This is a genomic window from Paenibacillus polygoni (assembly GCF_030263935.1).
GTDB classification, from domain to species: Bacteria; Bacillota; Bacilli; order Paenibacillales; family Paenibacillaceae; genus Paenibacillus; species Paenibacillus polygoni.
Map to the genome: position 1 here is coordinate 1516230 of NZ_CP127162.1, position 15313 is coordinate 1531542.

A 15313-nucleotide genomic window follows, 5' to 3' on the forward strand; every position below is an offset into this window, starting at 1 on the left:
TCCCTTGGAAGCAAGGGGTTTAGGAGGATAAATAAAATGAGCGAGAATAACAATAATCGTTATAACCGTGAAGAGGACGAACGTGAATACAGTAGAAGCGGCGATCAACGTTCTCCCGAAAACAATGGTGAATCTTACTACTACTCATATGGACCATTTCAATCGATTAACTCCGACGGAAAAGAACAGAGTTCAAACAATGTTGATGAAGTAGAAGTAACACCGCCAGATCCAATTAAACCGGTTCCGACGATGCTTGAACGCAATTCAAGCGGCTATGCACGGTCTACTCATTCAAGTACGAATACAGGAACAGGGCAAAGTGAAAACAATGGAAACGGCGGGAATCGCAACTGGAACTACAACCAAAAACCGAAGAAATCCAATTTTAAAACAGGGGTTGTTTCCTTTTTTGCCGGCATGATCGTTGTATCACTGTTGATGTTCACCGCAGACCGTATGAACTTGTTTACTCCGGACACTGCATTATCAGGGAATGAAACAACGCAAAACGGGGGTTCTAGTGACAATAACGGTTCGACAAACACAGGGAATTCGGGGGTGACGACTTCACTTCCCGTGGGATCTACTGACATTTCGGGCGTGGTAAGTAAAGTAAGTCCTGCTGTTGTTAAAATCGAAACTTTGTCTAAATCAAGCTCCAATAGTTCTAGACAAAACAATTCTTATTACAATGATCCTCTTTATCAATATTTCTTTGGTGGCAATGGAACGAATGGAAGCAGCAATAACAGCAATAATGGTTCGTCTGAGGATCAACTTGTACCGATTGGCATTGGTTCAGGATTTATTTTTGAAAAAGAAGGCTATATTCTTACGAATGAGCATGTGATCTCCGGTGCAGACGTAATTCAAGTTACGCTTGAAGATAATACAAAGCCTTATGAAGCTACGCTTCTAGGAAGCAGCAAAGACCTTGACCTTGCCGTTCTGAAAATTGAAGGAAATAATGATTTCCCAGTAGCAACCCTGGGCGACTCGGATAGTATTAAAGTAGGTGAGTGGCTGGTTGCGATCGGAAACCCAGAAGGGTTTGAACATACGGTAACCGCTGGTGTACTAAGTGCAAAAGATCGTACGATTACGATTAGTGATGAAAGTACTGGAAAACCAAATGAATATAAAAATTTACTCCAAACCGATGCGTCTATTAACCCAGGTAACTCCGGCGGACCTTTGCTTAACTTAAAGGGCGAAGTCATTGGTATGAATGTGGCAGTTAGTGCAGATGCACAAGGAATTGGATTTGCGATCCCATCTTCTGTTATTCAGGAAGTTGTAGATAAACTGAAAAACAATGAAGAAATTCCGAAAGAACCAGAACCATTTATTGGAGCTTCTTTGATGAACTTGACTCCAGAAGTTGCAAAACAAATGGGAACAGAACTCACAGAGGGTTCTGTGGTGACCAACTTAATCTATCAATCTCCAGCGTATTCTGCGGACCTTCGTCCTTATGACATTATTACAGGGATTAGCGGTAAGAAATATGCGACTGCACAAGATTTGATTGAACAAATTCAAGCAAAAAATGTGGGTGATGTTATTACACTCAATGTAAATCGCGATGGAAAAGATATTGAAATTAAAGTAACCATTGGTAACAAAAATGATTACAACACGGAAAGCAGTTCACAAAGCGTGCAGCCTTAATTCAAGCAGCAGATAGATGGACTGCAGCACAGAAGCGAAGGGAGACAGCCCCTTCGCTTTTTGTTGCTAGAATGGGTGCATGCTTGTGATTTGACTGATACAATGTAAGTAAAAAGGGAATGAATTTCATATCATCATGTTCATGAGGTGTGAAATTGATTCAAGTGTATAGAGAAAAAGGAGATGCTGGGGTGCGTTCAACGATATTAGTTATTGATGATGACGAAAAAATCATTTCCATGCTAAGAAGAGGTTTAGCATTTGAAGGTTACGATGTATTAACTGCGGCAAACGGAGCGGAAGGGCTTCAAAAGATGCTGGAAGCCGATCCTGACGTTGTTGTTCTTGATGTCATGATGCCAAAAGTAGACGGATTTGAAGTATGCAGAAGGGTTCGCGAAGGAGGAAGCAATGTTCCGATCCTAATGCTTACGGCTAAAGATGAGATTGAACAACGAGTCAAGGGACTGGATCTTGGGGCAGATGACTATTTAGTGAAGCCATTTGCGCTTGAAGAGTTGCTTGCACGGGTACGAGCATTACTACGTCGTAAAACGGAGACAAGCGGGGAGAGCAGTAATCGGCTCAGTTTTGAAGACATCTTACTCGATTATGATTCTCGAGAAGTACACCGTGCTGGAGTACGGCTTGATCTGACAGCAAAAGAATTTGAACTCCTATATCTGTTTATGCAAAATCCAAAACGTGTGTTATCGAGAGACTTGATTATGGATAAAATATGGGGATTCGATTATAGCGGAGAATCGAATGTACTTGAGGTATATATCGCAATGTTGCGTCAAAAAACAGAAGAACATGGAGGAAAACGTGTAATTCAGACCATTCGCGGTGCAGGTTACATTTTGAGAGGAGACTCCTAGTATGTCCATCCGGTTACGGCTAACTTTATGGTATTCAGGCTTGCTCGCTGCCGTACTGTTGCTTTTTGGGTCCATTATTTATGCGCTTGTGTATCATTATGCATACCAGGATGTCGAGAATGAAATTTTGAGACAAACCAGTAGTCTTAGCAAGAAGATGGCCGTTGTGGTGGTGCCTAACTCCGATTTTACTGAAGAGCTTAATTTGTTGTTACCGGAAGAGGCGAATCAACTCGCAGACCTGCAAATCTATGTACAGCTATATAACTATGAGAATAATAAAGTGGTGACTTCAAAAAACCTGAATAACTTTAATTTTGAGGTTCCTGCAACCATACAAGAGGCGATGGAAAATGAAGGGTGGAAACGGATGCTCGTGGATAAGACTCCGTTTCTTGTCTATCAATTCCCATTCACCTATACGATTCAAGGAACGACAGAACAGGTTAGCGGTCTGCTGCAGGTAGGATCGATTACGGCTTCAGAAGACAAATTAATGGATCGTCTGCTTTTTATTATGGTGTATGTATCCATTATTACGATTATGCTTGCTATGAGTGTAGGGCTGTTTCTGGCCCGTAAGTCGATGCGGCCGCTGGTGGATATTATTAATGCAGCGAACGGCATTCAGTCCGGGAACGATCTTAGTGTACGGATTGAGTACGATGGTCCGCAAGATGAAATAGGGAAGCTTATAGGAACGGTAAATAAGATGCTTGCTCGTACAGAAGGGTTCTTCAAAGAACTTGAGGATGCATATGCTGCGCAAAGGCGCTTTGTTTCCGACGCATCCCACGAGCTGAGAACACCGCTTACCACGATTCGCGGGAATACCGATTTTCTGAAGAAGCTATGGGATCCCGAGGCGGATGGCAGTAAGCAAATGAGCGATGAGATGAGAAAAGAAATTACCTTAGAAGCCATTGATGACATTTCAGACGAAGGCAAACGAATGAGTCGTCTGGTGAATGATATGTTATCACTAGCGAGAGCTGACACAGGCCAGACCATTGAGCTTCATCCAATTCCACTGTCTATCCTTGTGAAGGAAGTGGCTCGCAGAGCGCACCATCTTGAACGGACGGCAGAGTGGAGTTATGGAGATCTCGAAGTGCTGAACGGTGTATATGTGCTGGGAAATAAAGATTACTTGCAGCAAATGTTATTTATCTTTATTGAGAACGCCTTTAAATATACACCGGAGGGAACCGTAACGCTTGATGCAGTCGTTTATAATGGTCAGGTAGGCCTTAAGATCAGTGATACGGGGATCGGGATGGATAAAGATGAAGTTCCCTATATCTTTGATCGTTTCTACAGAGCAGATGAATCCCGCGGGGTTACAAAAGGAACAGGGCTTGGCCTGTCGATAGCCAAATGGATTATTGAGGAGCATGGCGGTTCTGTAGAAGTTCTGACGAAGCTGAATGAAGGTACGACTTTCATTATATGGCTTCCGTTGGTGTTGGCTCCCCCTCTTGAATAAGGTATACTAAGACTACGTTTAGAAGAAAGCAGGTGGCAACATGGAAGTACTACGAATTTCACCACGTGGATATTGTTATGGTGTGGTAGACGCTATGGTGCTGGCACGACAAGCAGCAAGCAACTTGGATCTGCCAAGACCCATTTATATACTCGGTATGATTGTGCATAACAGTCATGTGACGCATTCTTTTGAAGATGAAGGCATCATTACACTGGATGGGCCAAACCGTCTTGAAATATTGAAACAGGTAGACAAAGGTACTGTCATTTTCACTGCACACGGTGTCTCTCCTGAGGTGCGTAAGATTGCGCGGGAGAAAGGACTCACGACAGTGGATGCGACTTGTCCTGATGTAACCAAAACGCATGACCTCATTAGAGAAAAATCTGCTGAGGGTTATCAGATTATTTATATCGGTAAAAAAGGGCATCCCGAACCCGAAGGAGCGATCGGCATTGCTCCGGATTCGGTACATCTCATTGAGAAAGAAGAAGAGATTGAGGCTCTTGATATCCCGAAAGGGAAAATCATTATTACCAATCAGACGACGATGAGTCAGTGGGATATTAAGAACATTATGAAAAAGTTACTCCAGAAGTTCCCAGGAGCTGAAGTTCATAATGAAATCTGTCTTGCTACTCAGGTACGTCAAGAGGCGGTTGCAGAACAAGCAGGGCAAGCAGATCTTGTCATTGTGGTAGGCGATCCTCGCAGTAATAACTCCAATCGTCTTGCACAAGTATCTGAGGAGATTGCTGGGGTAACTGCTTACCGGATTTCGGATGTTACCGAAATCAAACAGGAATGGCTCAAAGGCATCAACAAGGTCGCTGTTACTTCGGGTGCTTCGACACCAACGCCGATTACAAAAGAAGTCATTAATTATTTGGAACAATACGATGCGAATAATCCGGAGACATGGGAAATTCAGCGTACAGTGAATATGAAGAAGTTGCTCCCGCCAGTGAAAAAAGTGAAATCGTAATTTATTTTATATATAGAAGAAGACCGGGTGGATTGAACCCAGTCTTCTTCTTTTTTTTAAGAAATGTAAAAAAATCAGCAGATAGATCGGTATCAATTTCATATAGAGTGCATAAAGTAAGGAGAGCTTGACGCGAAGTTATAAAACATGTATAGTTGCTTTAACGTATAAAAGCTTAAAAGCGAACAAGCGTTTAAGTGTAATAGTATAAATATAAACTGAGGTCTCTCATAGAGTATGATTTCACATTTGAAAGGTGGAGAATAATATGATCGTTATAACAGGAAACACCACACCGGAAGAACAGATTCAAGATATTATTTCAGCAATTGAAAAGGAAGGACTTCAAGTTCACCTTTCCCGCGGAAATGATCGTACTGTTATAGGACTAATTGGAACTGTTGAACCTAAACTGGCTGAACACTTACGGCAAATGAAAGGTGTAGAGAACGTAGTGAAAATCTCAAAATCGTACAAACTAGCTAGTCGTGACTTTCATCCTGAAGATACCGTTATTTCTATAAAAGGTGTAAATATCGGCGGCGGTGAACTTGTCGTAATGGGCGGACCTTGTGCTGTGGAATCAGCAGAACAGATCGATGAGATTGCAGGTCTTGTGAAAGCAGCGGGCGGGCAAGTACTGCGCGGTGGAGCATTTAAACCTCGCACAGGACCTTATAGCTTTCAAGGAGTGGGAGTAGAAGGTCTTATTATGATGGCAGAAGCCGGGAAAAAACATGACCTTCTGACTATTACAGAAGTCATGACTCCTGAATATGTTGATATTTGTGCGGAATACGCAGATATTCTTCAGGTAGGTACTCGGAACATGCAAAACTTTGATCTGCTTCGGAAGCTGGGTACGTGCGGGAAACCGGTTCTGCTAAAACGTGGATTTAGTGCAACTTACGATGAACTTCTAAATGCAGCGGAATATATCCTTGCAGGAGGAAATCCGAATGTCATGTTATGTGAGCGAGGAATCCGTACGTTTGAGACGTACACTCGAAATACCCTGGATTTGTCAGCTATCCCTGTTCTGAAAGATCTTAGCCATTTACCTGTTATCTCTGACCCAAGTCATGGTACAGGGCGCAGAGAGCTTGTAGAGCCGATGACAAAGGCCTCTGTTGCTGCAGGAGCAGATGGACTTATTATTGAAATGCATACCGATCCAGACAACTCAATGACAGGCGATGGAGTACAGTCCCTGTTCCCAGATCAATTCGCTGGACTTCTTCAAGATTTAGAGAAGCTGGCTCCAATCGTTGGTAAAACATTTAACACAAAAAAAGCGCCATTGATTCATCAAAGCTGATGTAAGGTTTGATATTTTAAGAATAGCCTATGATCTCGTTCTATAGACCGAGGTTATAGGCTATTAGTCTATAATCCTCTTATTCCTGCTAGTGTCAGCAATTCTCACACTAGCATAAAAAATACCTGACATAACTATTGACGATGTAAGATTTGGGATTTATACTTACCTCAGTTGAAAATTAGATTGATGAACATTCACAAGGTTATGGGTGTTTAATGTTCGGAAAAATTGGGAGGAAGTACACATGTCTGTTGAAAATGTATTGAAAACAATCCAAGAAAACAATATTGAGTGGGTCGATTTTCGTTTTGTAGATTTATCTGGTCGTGCACACCACATTAGTTTGCCTTCTACTGAAGTAGATGCAGAAACGTTCGTTAACGGAGTAGCATTTGATGGATCTTCTATTCCAGGCTTCCGTGGTATTGAAGAATCTGACATGGTTATGATGCCAGATCCCGCTTCCACTTTCATCGATCCATTTACTCAACATCCAACGATTAATATTATGTGTGACATATTTACTCCAGATGGTGAGCGTTATGAACGTGACCCGCGCAGTATTGCAGTAAAAGCGGAAGAATATCTACAAAAAACAGGAATTGGTACTCGCGCTAATTTCGCTCCAGAATCAGAATTCTTCATTTTTGATGATGTACGTTACGAAAGTGGAACAAACAGTGCTTCTTTCTTCGTTGATTCCGAAGAAGCTGGCTGGAACACCAATCGTAAAGAAGAAGGCGGAAACCTTGGATTTAAAGTTCGCGTAAAAGGTGGATATGTTCCTGTAGCTCCAGTAGATACACAACAAGATATTCGTAGTGAAATGTCTCGTTTGCTTGAAGAAGCAGGCATGCGCGTAGAACGTCATCACCATGAGGTTGCTACAGCAGGTCAAGCAGAGATCAATTTCCGTTTTGACACACTTACAAAAACAGCAGATAATCTCCTCGCATATAAATACATTGTACATAACACAGCTCGTCAATATGGTAAAACAGCAACGTTTATGCCAAAACCACTGTTTGGTGATAATGGTAGCGGAATGCACGTTCACCAATCCATCTTTGACGGCGACACTCCACTATTCTATGAAAAAGGCGGATATGCTAACCTTAGTGAAATGGCACTCCATTACATCGGTGGTATTCTGCACCATGCTCCAGCATTGATTGCACTAACTAACCCAAGCACGAACTCATTTAAACGTCTTGTACCTGGTTATGAAGCTCCAGTAAACCTTGTATATTCCAAAGGGAACCGTTCTGCCGCAGTACGTATTCCAGTTGCAGCAGTAACACCTAAAGGATGCCGTATCGAATTCCGTACTCCGGACTCCACAGCGAATCCATACCTTGCATTTGCAGCAATGCTGATGGCAGGTCTTGATGGAATTAAACGTAAAATTAATCCTTCAGAACTTGGCTACGGCCCTGTTGATAAAAACATCTACGAATTGCCTGAAGATGATAAAGCGAACATTCGCAGTGTTCCAGCATCTCTTGAAGAAGCACTTGATGCACTAGCTGCAGATTGTGATTTCTTGACTGAAGGCGGCGTGTTTACAAAAGATTTTATCGACAATTACATTAAATTCAAACGGAATGAAGCTAAATCCGTTGCCATTCGTGTTCATCCACACGAATATAGTTTGTATTATGACTGCTAATCAGCAATAATATCCAATTATGTCTATAAGAACCCTCGGGAATGATCATTCCCGAGGGTTTCATAATATTGTAATATATGTAACGGATATAAGGTACAAATACACTTGATATCACGAACATTTATTGCTATCATAGCCATTATCATACGTATCATTAGATGTCATATAAAGATAACAGGGAGAGAAGGGCGGTTTCAATGATGAATAAAAGAGCGTTCAATTTCAATGCAGGACCAGCAGCATTACCATTAGAGGTGCTCGAGCGGGCACAGGCAGAACTTGTAGATTATAAGGGTACTGGCATGTCTATAATGGAAATGTCACATCGCGGAGCGGTATATGAATCAGTACATAATGAGGCTCAGGAGCGTTTGTTATCTCTTCTTGGCAACCCTAAAGGTTATAAAGTGTTATTTCTGCAAGGTGGAGCGAGTACACAGTTCGCTATGATCCCTATGAATTTCCTCTCTGCGGGCGTAACAGGCAGTTATGTTAATACAGGCAGCTGGGCTAAGAAAGCTATCTCAGAAGCGAAAATCATTGGTGAAACCCATATTGCTGCTTCTGGTGAAAGCAGTAAGTTTATGAAGCTGCCAAGTCTATCAGAGATAGAGATTGCAGAGAATGCAGCATATCTGCATATGACTTCTAATGAAACAATTGAGGGAACTCAGTTCAAGGATTTCCCAGATACGGGTAATACACCGCTTATTGTAGATATGTCTAGTGATATTTTGAGCAGACCTCTAGATATGAACAAGTTTGATATGATTTATGCGGGCGCACAGAAAAACTTGGGACCGTCCGGGGTTACTGTAGTTATCGCTAAAGAAGAAATGCTGACAGGTTCACCAAAAACAATTCCATCGATGCTTCGTTATGATACGTTCCTAGGAAACAATTCACTGTATAATACGCCTCCATCCTTTGGAATATATTTAATGAATGAAGTGCTGAAATGGATTGAAGAACAAGGCGGTCTTGTACAAGTCGAGAAAGCGAACGAGAAGAAAGCAGGATCAATCTACCAAGTGATTGATGAAAGCCAAGGTTTCTACCGGGGCTGTGTAGATGCTGAGGATCGTTCTAGGATGAACGTAACATTCCGATTAGCTGATGAAGCACTGGAGAAGGAATTTATTAAACAGTCGGAAAAAGAAGGATTTATCGGAATTAAAGGACATCGGAGTGTAGGCGGGCTTCGTGCTTCTATTTATAATGCCGTTCCTTATGAAAGTGTAAAGGCACTTACAGATTTTATGAAAGAATTTCAGAAAATAAATGGTTAATACATGAATTATTAAAAAAAATTCTATTTACCTCCCACAAAAATTTGTGGGAGGCTTTCTTTTATATTATAATTTAATTCTTATACAGTTCATACAAGAGGAGAAATGAGTCAGATGGCATTACACATCGTATTAGTGGAACCCGAGATTCCGGCGAATACCGGCAATATAGCAAGAACTTGTGCTGCAACAGGAACCCATCTTCATCTTGTTCACCCGCTTGGTTTTAACACAGATGACCGTACGTTGAAACGTGCAGGGCTGGACTACTGGCATGCCGTGAATATTGAATATCATGATTCCTTTGAAGAAGTACAGCAGAAATATGCCGGCAGTCGGTTTTTTTATGCAACTACAAAAGCAAAAAATAGGTATTCTGACTTCCAATTTCAGGATGGGGACTTCCTAGTTTTTGGAAAAGAGACAAAAGGGCTTCCTCCGGAATTGATCGCCAAAAATCAGGAAACCTGTATGCGTATGCCAATGTCAGATGCAGTCAGATCTCTCAATTTGTCCAATTCTGCGGCAATCATCGTATATGAGGCGCTAAAACAACTAGATTTCCCTGGAATGGAGTAATTTAGTTCATTTTAGTAACCGTCTTTCCTAATTGTGGTAACTAAAATAAAGTTAATAATTTTATTAATTATTGCAGGATTCGACAAAAACGTAGCGAATGTATAAACTATAGTTCTATTGTACCTAGAAATATTTTGAACAGGAGTGTGTACTGTTAATGAAACCTGCTGGAGTAGTACGAAAAGTAGACCAACTTGGAAGAATTGTGCTTCCTAAATCTTTACGTAAGAGATATCAAATGAATGAGGGGGATCCTGTAGAGATCCTCGTACAAGGTGATCACATCATTCTTGAGCGCTATCGTCCAAAATGTATTTTCTGTGGATCGATGGAAGAAGTGAATGATTTTAAAGATCGTTATATTTGTGCTTCTTGCCTCACAGAAATGACGGGGCTTCAAGAAAACGCCTAATCGTCTGGTGAAGACAGATTGCAGGCGTGATAGATAACTTACGTCTAGATCTAATACAAAAAAAGCTCACCTCGTAGAGGCGAGCTTTTTTTGTTGTTTCTAAAGACCTTTTGTCTTGTCATCATTATAGGAGGATGTCAAGATTCCTACGATGTAAAGGACAAGGACTATGGTGATGATCCAGAAAGTCAACGAGAATGACATGTCATCCACCTCCTGTTAATCTCGCAGCCCTTATTATACCTATTTTTCTATAAAAAAGGAATCTTTTCCCTGTTAAAGCGAATCACAACCTCAAATCACAAATTACGAATTATGAATCACGAATTCAATTTATTCATAAAACAAAAAATGAGTAGGTACTTTTCTAAGATTTCCATCGGATGGTTCATTTACGACCTTTCCATTCAGAACAAGAGAGGATGAGCCGCCTCCATCGAGGTTATAGGCATCTTGAACTCCAAGAGTATACAATTTATGCTGCAGTTCCTCTAAAGTGGCACCAGAGCTTCCTTTTTCGTTATAACCGTCGATTACGAGAATAAGCAGCTGATCATCTTTATAATTGCCAATGACGGTACGAGGAGCACGGCGCGGTGTATTCTTCCATTTAGAAGGGATAACCGTTTTCTTGCCATTTTTCATCAGCATAGGGACAAATGTAGCACCAAATACAGGCTCTTGCTGATCGAGGGCATATTTGCTGAAATATTTCCCGCCTATAAGTTTCCCCTCTTTATTCATTCCCACAAAAGCGAGATCTTTGATACTTGGATGAAAACCAGTTACATATTTTCCGTCTTGCACGGTTGTGCTGAGCGGATATCTCTTTCCTCCGCTTTCTGCATATCCACCTGCATTGATTCCCGCTACAGCCCCCCCGCGAAGGACAGCTTGCAGGGTTGTCTGAGAAGATCCAAGTTTATCGTCAAGAGCCATTTGCATGGCGGAGGGATCTTTGAGTTTTATTTTCATCGCAAATCCATGATAAGTGCCGGGATTTACTTTAAAAAGCTCGATGCGGATACGGTCACTGTCAACGACTTCGGAAGGCACACCTAACTTGGATTGAATCCGCCGATTATAGACCGCTTCGGGCTTTTTCGCTTGGGCTGCCGTCATATTCGCAATACTTTGCATGGTTTTACTTGTACTGTTATAAAGCTCGGTTGTTCTTTGAATGGACGAGGATGTACTCTCTGCGAGTACCTTTGCCGTATCCAGGTCACTTTTAATCCCTTCGGTTGCAGATCGAATATCATTTGAGGGAACAAATTGTTCCACTGGTTCTGTAAAATTGATAACAAGGGGCTGCTGAAGTAACAAAAGACAAAGGATAATTCCGACAAAAGGTGCTGTCGAAAGCATCAGGAAACGGTTCAATCTTTTAACCGTGATCATTTGAGTAAATCCATCTTCTTCTGGAGCGTGTCCAGCTGTTTTTTGACTTCTCTAAGCTCTGTATACAACTGATTGCTGTTATCGGATGTGTTACCGGCATTGTCTTTTGTAAAAGTCAGCAGTTCGTTAAAAGTCTTCACTTGTTCCTGGATCGCAGCGATTTCAGAACCGATATCTTTCATTTGCAGTTGATATTCTTGTTTGACAGCAGTGAGCTGTTCATTCGTATAGGTTTTCATCTCTGCTACCATTTGCTGTTTTAAATAATTGCTATAGGAATAAGCTGCAAAGACACCAATAGCAATAATAATGATCCATAGGATCAGGAACATGCGGACAGAGCGTTTGTTCTTACTTGCAGTTTGCCTGGTAGGATGGCTTGGTGATAGCTCTGTAGATCGATCCAATTTTCACCACTCCTCGCATTTATCGACTATATTCTATGATTTTCCAGACCTCATTCTATCACGGCCCTATCATTTCCGCAAAAAACGCCTTCAGGACATAATTAAACAAAAAGAGATTGCATCGGAAGGAAGTCCTAGGATACAATTTCATATATAGACCAAATTAAGGACTTAAGAGGGATGCAATTTTCGACAATATGTGATCTGTTTTATCCATTTATGTATAAGGCTTCCTCTAAACAACCATTGCCGCAACATATGGAATGTAAGTCATAAAATAGGCGATAACATCGATCTAACGATCTTTTAAATATATATACTAATTTACTAGGGGGATTTTTTATGAGAAGGGACTGGCAGGTGGTCTTAATTGATATACATCCAACGAGTATGCTAGGTACAAAGCTGATTTTAGAAGAACATCAAGATCTGAGCGTAAAAGCAATGGTTTCAACAGGGAGAGAAGGACTTATAGAAGTAGATAATCTTCACCCTGATTTAGTGCTAATGGATTATAAACTGCCTGATGGAGAAGCTGATACTTTCATTGAACAGATGAAGCAATTGTCAGCAGACACACATATCATCGTAATGACAGATGAAGACGATTTGAAACTATTTAGAAAATATATCGGGATTGGCGCGAGCGGAGTCATATCTAAGCAATCTTCACCGCTGAAATTGATTCATCTCATCACAGGTTTGCGTGAAGGACTAGCGTCTATTCCTCTGACCTGGCTGCAGAATGAAGATTGGGGTCAGCTGGGACAGCCAGAACTTGATGTGGATCTGCAGCTCACTGATATGGAGAAGTTCATTATGGAAAGAATTGTCCAAGGGATAACGTACGATAAAATTGCTAAAGAGATTGATGTAAGTCGCAGATCGGTTGATAATTATTTGCGAAAAATATATACGAAATTAGGTGTATCGAGCAGAGCACAAGCTATCGAGCAGTTTACGCTATACACCAAATCCAAAAAACCACATATATAACCTGAGCAGGCAGAGAAGGCATATTGCTTCATGACAGCGAATAGTTTTTATACGTCTGGGTTCTTGTTATCATTAAGCAAGATCCATATTTCGAATAAAAAATAGGGAGGACTGACATGAAATTTTCATTTGCTTCCCGTGCCTCAAAGTTATTGTCTTCTCATCTACATAAGGTGAATAAAGAAGAAAGACAGAATTCTTTTATATCTCTTGCAGAGGAATTGCCGGCAGAGGAGTTTTTTCCGATCAAGCGACTAGGAGAAGCAGCTCGTATGGTATTATCTTCAGATCCTGCGGTTTTACAATACGGAGATCCGCAGGGCTACGCTCCCCTTCGAAGCTGGATTAGCGAGGATTGGAAGCTGAGAAGAGGCATGCAGACGACAGCAGATCAGATTTTGCTTACGGCGGGAACACAGCAGGCTATCGATCTGATTACAAGGTTGCTTGTGGATATAGGGGACTCTGTCGTTGTTGAAAATCCAACCTCCCCTGGGTGTCTTCAAGTATTGGAGATGCAGGGTGCGAACATTATAGCTGTAGAGAATGATTTGGAAGGTTTGCTGCCAGATCGTTTAGAAGAGCAGTTTCAAAGTGTGAAACCGAAACTGCTTTTTGCTGCACCCAGCTTCTCAAACCCAACCGGCATACTATGGAGCTTGGAGCGGCGTAAAGCGGTGCTGGAGTTATGCCGTAAGTATGAAGTTCTAATTGTTGAGGATGATTCCTACGGTGAACTGCATTTTGGCTCAGAGGAGGCGGATTCTCATTTTTCCGTATCTTATCCAACACTGTATGCGCTCGATGCCAGGGATGGCGGGAATCAAGTGCTTTATATAGGTTCATTCAGTAAGACCATTGCACCTGCGATGCGAACAGGATGGGCGGTTGGAGATCAAAGACTCATCAGAGGAATGTCTACTTTAAAACAAATGGCGGACTGGCAATCCAGTTCGTTGAATCAACAAATTTTATATTTTTTACTTCATGAATCTTCTTTTCGCTGGAAAGAACATTTGGCGCTATTAAACAGGGAGTACGAGGTTAGACTCAAGCTGGTCCTTGAATTGTTAAAGAGGCCGGGGTTTAAGGAAGTGAAGTACCACCCGCCATCGGGAGGTATGTATTTGTGGATCCAGCTTCCACATGGACTGCACAGTGAAGCACTGCTGAGGGCATCCATGCGACTTGGCGTTGCTTTCTTACCTGGAAGCAGATGTTCTCCTGGAAGACAGGCAGATGAATACATCCGAATCAACTTCAGCAGGCCGGGTAGAGAAGAGTTGCTGTTAGGGATGAATCTAATCAGTGAAGCGATACAGGAGTTCACCGCTAGGAGATAAGGACACCCCGTATTGACGGGGGTTCTTTTTTTTAGGTGTATAATTTCATAATAAAATAAAAGTTGCACTAACTAACATTTTTATATATAATATTAATTAATCAGTTGCGTTAACTTTTTTAGTTGTTGTGACGATAAGGGCTGTAGCAAACACTTTCTATTCATTTATATCGATCCTTTGTTGATCATTTGTTACAGTGAACTATTTATAATATGGGGGAACGAACAATATGTCTAAAGTTCTATTTATTAAAGCAAACGACCGCCCAGCGGATCAAGCAGTAAGTGTACAAATGTACAATGCATTCTACAATGCATATAAAGAAGCAAATCCAACAGACGAAATCGTGGAGCTAGATCTGTATGCTGCTAACTTGCCAGCTTACGGTAATGATGCTGCAACAGGAACATTTAAAGTAGCAAAAGGTATTGAAACAACTCCTGCAGAGCAAGAAGCTGCGGACCTGGCTGCTTTCTACCAAAAACAATTCTTTGAAGCAGATAAAGTGGTTGTTGCATTCCCGCTTTGGAACTTCACAGTACCTGCACCGCTTGTAAACTACATCTCTTACTTGAGCCAAGCTGGCGTAACATTTAAATACACAGCTGAAGGCCCTGTAGGTCTTGCAGGTGACAAGAAAGTGGCTCTTCTGAACGCACGTGGCGGCGTTTACTCTGAAGGTCCTGCAGCAGCAAGTGAACTTGCTGTGAAATATGTATCTTCTGCTTTCGGATTCTGGGGTATTCAAAATCCTGAAGTTTACATTATTGAAGGACACAATGCATTCCCTGATCGTGCTGCTCAAATCGTTCAAGAAGGTTTGAAAAATGTTGCAGAAGCAGCTGCACGTTTCTAATAGATAATAAT

At 41.5% G+C, this 15313-nt stretch carries 14 protein-coding genes; 12 read left to right on the forward strand and 2 right to left on the reverse strand.

The features are described from left to right. The first annotated feature begins 36 nt into the window (after nt 1-36). The 9 genes from QPK24_RS07330 to QPK24_RS07370 all read left to right on the forward strand — a co-directional run bounded on the left by QPK24_RS07330 (nt 37) and on the right by QPK24_RS07370 (nt 10299). Nucleotides 37-1674, forward strand: a complete 1638-nt coding sequence (locus QPK24_RS07330; protein ID WP_285747470.1) for a S1C family serine protease — start codon at nt 37-39, stop codon at nt 1672-1674. 191 nt (nt 1675-1865) lie between these two features. Continuing rightward, nucleotides 1866-2555: a response regulator transcription factor gene (locus tag QPK24_RS07335; RefSeq protein ID WP_213532038.1), complete on the forward strand. Its 690-nt coding sequence runs from the start codon at nt 1866-1868 to the stop codon at nt 2553-2555. A gap of 1 nt (nt 2556) precedes the next feature. Beyond that, entirely contained in the window at nt 2557-4041 is a 1485-nt protein-coding gene (locus tag QPK24_RS07340) for a sensor histidine kinase (protein WP_285747474.1), read from the forward strand. A gap of 40 nt (nt 4042-4081) precedes the next feature. Next, nucleotides 4082-5029 (forward strand): 4-hydroxy-3-methylbut-2-enyl diphosphate reductase, encoded by a 948-nt coding sequence (locus QPK24_RS07345; RefSeq protein WP_285747477.1) that lies wholly within the window; start codon nt 4082-4084, stop codon nt 5027-5029. Between the two features lie 268 nt (nt 5030-5297). Further along, nucleotides 5298-6347, forward strand: coding sequence for a 3-deoxy-7-phosphoheptulonate synthase (gene aroF / locus QPK24_RS07350; RefSeq protein ID WP_160032880.1), 1050 nt, complete (start codon nt 5298-5300; stop codon nt 6345-6347). A gap of 247 nt (nt 6348-6594) precedes the next feature. Further along, on the forward strand, nt 6595-8019 hold the full coding sequence (glnA, locus tag QPK24_RS07355; RefSeq protein WP_285747481.1) for a type I glutamate--ammonia ligase: 1425 nt from the start codon (nt 6595-6597) through the stop codon (nt 8017-8019). Nucleotides 8020-8216: 197 nt separating this feature from the next. Continuing rightward, the gene (gene serC, locus QPK24_RS07360) at nt 8217-9308 is read left to right on the forward strand and encodes a 3-phosphoserine/phosphohydroxythreonine transaminase (protein WP_285747483.1); all 1092 of its coding nucleotides are present in this window, start codon (nt 8217-8219) and stop codon (nt 9306-9308) included. 114 nt (nt 9309-9422) lie between these two features. Next, nucleotides 9423-9887, forward strand: coding sequence for a tRNA (uridine(34)/cytosine(34)/5-carboxymethylaminomethyluridine(34)-2'-O)-methyltransferase TrmL (gene trmL / locus QPK24_RS07365; RefSeq protein WP_213532043.1), 465 nt, complete (start codon nt 9423-9425; stop codon nt 9885-9887). 157 nt (nt 9888-10044) lie between these two features. Beyond that, nucleotides 10045-10299: an AbrB/MazE/SpoVT family DNA-binding domain-containing protein gene (locus tag QPK24_RS07370; RefSeq protein ID WP_160032883.1), complete on the forward strand. Its 255-nt coding sequence runs from the start codon at nt 10045-10047 to the stop codon at nt 10297-10299. Nucleotides 10300-10632: 333 nt separating this feature from the next. Here the strand turns inward: QPK24_RS07370 and QPK24_RS07375 are convergent, their stop codons facing one another. Further along, the gene (locus QPK24_RS07375) at nt 10633-11700 is read right to left on the reverse strand and encodes a phosphodiester glycosidase family protein (RefSeq protein ID WP_285747487.1); all 1068 of its coding nucleotides are present in this window, start codon (nt 11698-11700) and stop codon (nt 10633-10635) included. Beyond that, entirely contained in the window at nt 11697-12107 is a 411-nt protein-coding gene (locus tag QPK24_RS07380; protein WP_285747489.1) for a hypothetical protein, read from the reverse strand. The genes QPK24_RS07375 and QPK24_RS07380 overlap by 4 nt, the downstream gene beginning before the upstream one ends. A gap of 342 nt (nt 12108-12449) precedes the next feature. On the opposite strand from QPK24_RS07380, the gene QPK24_RS07385 reads away from it, so the two are divergent. From QPK24_RS07385 to QPK24_RS07395, 3 genes are all read left to right on the forward strand, one after another. Further along, nucleotides 12450-13103: a response regulator transcription factor gene (locus QPK24_RS07385; RefSeq protein WP_285747491.1), complete on the forward strand. Its 654-nt coding sequence runs from the start codon at nt 12450-12452 to the stop codon at nt 13101-13103. Nucleotides 13104-13219: 116 nt separating this feature from the next. Beyond that, nucleotides 13220-14446 carry an aminotransferase-like domain-containing protein gene (locus QPK24_RS07390; protein ID WP_285747493.1) on the forward strand — a complete coding sequence of 409 codons (1227 nt, stop codon included), beginning with the start codon at nt 13220-13222 and terminating at the stop codon, nt 14444-14446. Nucleotides 14447-14675: 229 nt separating this feature from the next. Beyond that, nucleotides 14676-15302: an FMN-dependent NADH-azoreductase gene (locus QPK24_RS07395; protein ID WP_285747495.1), complete on the forward strand. Its 627-nt coding sequence runs from the start codon at nt 14676-14678 to the stop codon at nt 15300-15302. Nucleotides 15303-15313: the final 11 nt, after the last annotated feature.